Source organism: Enterococcus durans NBRC 100479 = LMG 10746, from assembly GCF_001544215.1.
In the GTDB taxonomy this organism is placed as follows: Bacteria; Bacillota; Bacilli; order Lactobacillales; family Enterococcaceae; genus Enterococcus_B; species Enterococcus_B durans.
In genome coordinates this window covers 1-3,874 of sequence record NZ_BCQB01000092.1, presented here as the reverse complement: position 1 = coordinate 3,874, position 3,874 = coordinate 1, and the positions used below count along the sequence as shown (strand labels likewise).

The following is a 3,874-nucleotide window of genomic DNA, read 5'->3' as shown; positions in this document are numbered from 1 at the left end:
CCCGTGGTGCTAGTTAATTTTTTCCTAGAGGAAAATGTCTAAACATGTTGGTAAATCAACAAAAAAACGCATATAGTAGTCTCAAAACTCCCAAGAAATGAGGACTACATATGCGTTCATCAAAATATACTGAACATTATACAGATACTTTTATAACATTCAAGGAAATTATGAGAACTGTTTCTAACATATACCACAATTGTGTACCAGATAAGATTAAAAACCGAAGAAATACTGATCAACTGAAGCAACGCGATACAGTGATTATTGCTTGTGTTATATGGGGCATAATTAATGGCTATACTAGCCAAAGAGCCACGTATAGAGCGGTTTGTTCCGTCTTATTTCCTAATGGTGACTTTCCTAGTAGGAGTCGATTCACTCGCTTAAGTTCAAACTTAGCTTACACTATCAAGATTATTCGATACTTTTTCATCAAGAAGCTCACCAAAGGTGAACTAGTCGGAATTATAGATAGTTTTCCTAGTCCATTATGTAAACCAGTTAGAAATAGACAAGCAAAACTATTGAATCAAATAGCCAAAGTTGGCTATAACTCAACAAAAAAATCTTATTTTTATGGTCTTAAAATTCATATGATCGTTACTAAGACTGGCTTTCCGATTACTTACTCAATCACGAATCCAGGTGTCCATGACGTGAAAGTGTTAGAGACTTTATCGGAAGAAGCGAATCTTCCCAATATCCTAGGGGACAAAGGATATATTAGCCATAAAATCCATGAAAAGCTTGCCCTTAAGGGCATTACTATATCCGTTCCGCCACGTAAAAACATGGATAAATCAGAAAAACTAGACCACAGCTTACTTGGAAAACAAAGAAAAACAGTTGAGACTGTTTTTTCTTCCTTAGAAAAATTAGGTTGTCAAAATTTCAACTCACGTTCTGTTAAAGGGCTAGAGAGTAGATTTGAAAGCATATTACTGGCTTACAGTGTTCTATTAAGTCGAGCACAACGACGTTTTGAAGGAACTTTGAGATATTCTTTAGGATATTAAAATTAACTAGCACCACGGGTTATGAATATATGTGACTAACTGATTATAGTCATTTCTAGTATCAAGATGTTTTTTGTATTTTGTATCAATTGGTATATTATTAAATGTAAAATCTGGATATCGTGGGGACCGGTTGGGCTCTTGAAATAAATGCATTGTTGCTAACCCTTTATCTCTGCCATAATGTTTCCAACCAGTGACTTTCCCAATGTATTCTTCCCATAGCCAAGACACATCGATAATGATTCCATGTATTTGATTTTTATCACTTCCAAATCCTGATTTTTCTTCCGATAAAATTTGGATACAGATTTGTTGAAGAGCCGAATACTCCTCGTAATAACTATGTTTGACTGGATGAAGGATATTCTCTTGAAGGATATTAAATTGGTTTAATCTAGCATAATCAGGTGTTATTTGTTTGATTAGAACCACGTTTTCTTTCGTATCCTCATCTCCACTAAGTAAGAAATCATACTCATTTTGGATTTTTTCAATAGTATGACGAATAAGCTGGGTTAGGTGATTATTATAGCTAAACTCTCGTGTTCGATAAGCAACTTTTCCAACGAAAGGAACATTCGAACGGATGTGTTTTGCAACATCAACAGCTCCCTTGATATTGGCATTATTGTATTCTCGTTTGACATATTCTTTGTATATCCCTTTACGCATTGCTTCATTCAGATAATAAGGAAAGAGAAATACCAACAAATCGTAGTATGTCATCTTTTTAGATGCACTAAAATGATCATTAATCACGTTGTAATTCAAAACACGCTGAAGCATATAACGTAAAAAGAAATCTTCATGCTTCATTTGATTAGCGAATCTAGAATGAATTCTTAATTCATCTGTTGAATCGCTAAGGATACCTACAACATTACAAGTCCAAATTTTTCCATTTCTTGATTGAAATATCAAGTTATCTTCACTTAGATCCTTGGATTGATTTAACTGTTGCGGAAAGATAATAAAATTTTCTTTCTCTAAACTACTTAAGTCACGATTAACTAAGTTCGTAATGATTGGATGTTGCACAACTGAGTCATTGATTTCTTGATTATCGTATAGAGGTTTCAGCTTCATCTAAATCACCGTCATTAGAGTATACCTTTCCTAGTATTTCTAATTTTTCTGTCGCCTTATGTTCACCACGAAAATAGTCTTTCAATAATGGATATAACTTAGTATCCCATAATTGTTCCATTGTCTCCTCGCCATTGTCAATACCTAAAAAGTAACTAGCACCAATTTGATAATCCGTTGACAGTCCACCTTTTTCTTTGGCAACGATCGCCTCATTTAAGCGCATCATAAGTTTTTTTGTTTTCTCTTGAGTCAGCATATTTTGTGCTGAATCTTCTGCCTTTATTTCTAAGAAAGTAAATCGCCGGCGCATAGCAAAATCAAAAGTGTCAACAGAACGGTCAATGTCGTTCATCGTCCCAATAATATAAACATTATTAGGAATATAGAATTTTTCTTCTGGATTTTCATGGAGGTTCGCATATTGTGTATAAACACCTTCTTTATGCCCGCGATACCCTGGATCAATTGAGAAAAATAATTCGCCAAAAATTTTGGAAATTTCGCCCCGATTAATTTCATCAATGATAAACACATAGTTTTGGTTATTCGTAGAATCTACCGTTGACGCCGTGTAGTTTTTTAAGCCGAATTCTTCTTTTAAGTGTTTTACAATCGCTTTTCGATAAGCATCAAATCCACCTTTTGGCGTACCAGGTAATCCACGATAGACATTATAAATTTGGTCATGGTTCATGTAAGTAGTAGTTTTTGCAGGATAAACGCCTTGAATTTCATTTCTTTCATAAGCTAGAAGATTGCGTACTGGTTTACCTGTCAATGTTTTAAGTTTATTGTAGCCTTCTCCCTCTATACTAGCTTCCGTTACCGCATCAAAAAATTTAGTCCAAGCTTCTTCAAAATTATCTTGTCCATCTACTTTCTTTGTTTTCTTTGCTTCTTCAACAAAGCTCTTAAAGCTTCCATCTTTCAAGGTGAAACTAACAACGCCATCATCGGATGTGGTTGGACGTAAACCTTCGACAAAATCAGTATAATCATAGCTAGGATGAAACTGGACAAATCCAATTCGGCTCTTTTCATCTTCGCTCAATTCATTGATTAGTGTAGTTCTTCCATTTGAAACGACATCAGCTGCCATTTCATTTGCAAGGAATGTTTTCCCTGTTCCAGGAGCGCCACGTAGAATAAGGTTTTTAGATTTGAGGGTTCTGTTGCAAAGTTTTAAATAAAGAATAAAATCCCTTACGGTATCTATGATTTAAGCTGGGATTCCCAATAATACCTTGATTTCAGTACAGACCGAAAACCCGAAGAGAGTGCCTTCTTTTCGGGTTTTCTCATATAATCCTCGAATGGCTTCCATGCCTTTAATCGTGGTAGAGGCAGTGCGTAAACTTCGATAGAATTTATTGCGTCTCTTTACTGGACGATGGTCTTGTTCAATCAAATTATTCAGGTATTTAATGGTACGATGTTCTGTCCCTTGATAAAAGCCGTATTCTTTTAGTTTCTTAAAGGCACTTGTAATAGAGGGGGCTTTATCTGTGACTACAACCTTCGGTTCATCAAACTGCTTCACTAACCGCTTAAGAAAAGCATAGGCTGCTTGTGTGTCCCGTTTTTTACGTAACCAAATATCCAAGGTTAAACCATCTGCACCGATGGCTCGATACAAATAATGCCATTTTCCTTTAATTTTGATGTACGTTTCATCCATTTTCCATGAATAAAAGGATTTTTTATTTTTCTTTTTCCAAATTTGATAGAGTAGTTTGCCATATTCTTGCACCCAACGATAAATC

General features: G+C 35.2%; 3 protein-coding genes and 1 pseudogene. 1 reads left to right on the top strand and 3 read right to left on the bottom strand.

The window, feature by feature from the left end; genetic code table 11:
* The first annotated feature begins 110 nt into the window (after positions 1 to 110).
* Entirely contained in the window at positions 111 to 1,019 is a 909-nt protein-coding gene (locus ED2_RS14225) for an IS982-like element ISEfm1 family transposase (protein ID WP_002295743.1), read from the top strand.
* A gap of 6 nt (positions 1,020 to 1,025) precedes the next feature.
* Here ED2_RS14225 and ED2_RS14220 read toward each other — a convergent pair whose 3' ends face one another.
* The 3 genes and pseudogenes from ED2_RS14220 to ED2_RS14210 form a co-directional block, all read right to left on the bottom strand.
* Positions 1,026 to 2,108 carry a 5-methylcytosine restriction system specificity protein McrC gene (locus tag ED2_RS14220; RefSeq protein ID WP_082705253.1) on the bottom strand — a complete coding sequence of 361 codons (1,083 nt, stop codon included), beginning with the start codon at positions 2,106 to 2,108 and terminating at the stop codon, positions 1,026 to 1,028.
* Positions 2,083 to 3,276: pseudogene (locus tag ED2_RS14215) on the bottom strand (McrB family protein); the annotation flags it as partial. The gene ED2_RS14220 and the pseudogene ED2_RS14215, both read right to left, overlap by 26 nt.
* Before the next feature lie 54 nt (positions 3,277 to 3,330).
* A partial coding sequence (locus ED2_RS14210; protein WP_060789917.1) for an IS6-like element IS1216 family transposase occupies positions 3,331 to 3,874 on the bottom strand: 544 nt, incomplete at its 5' end.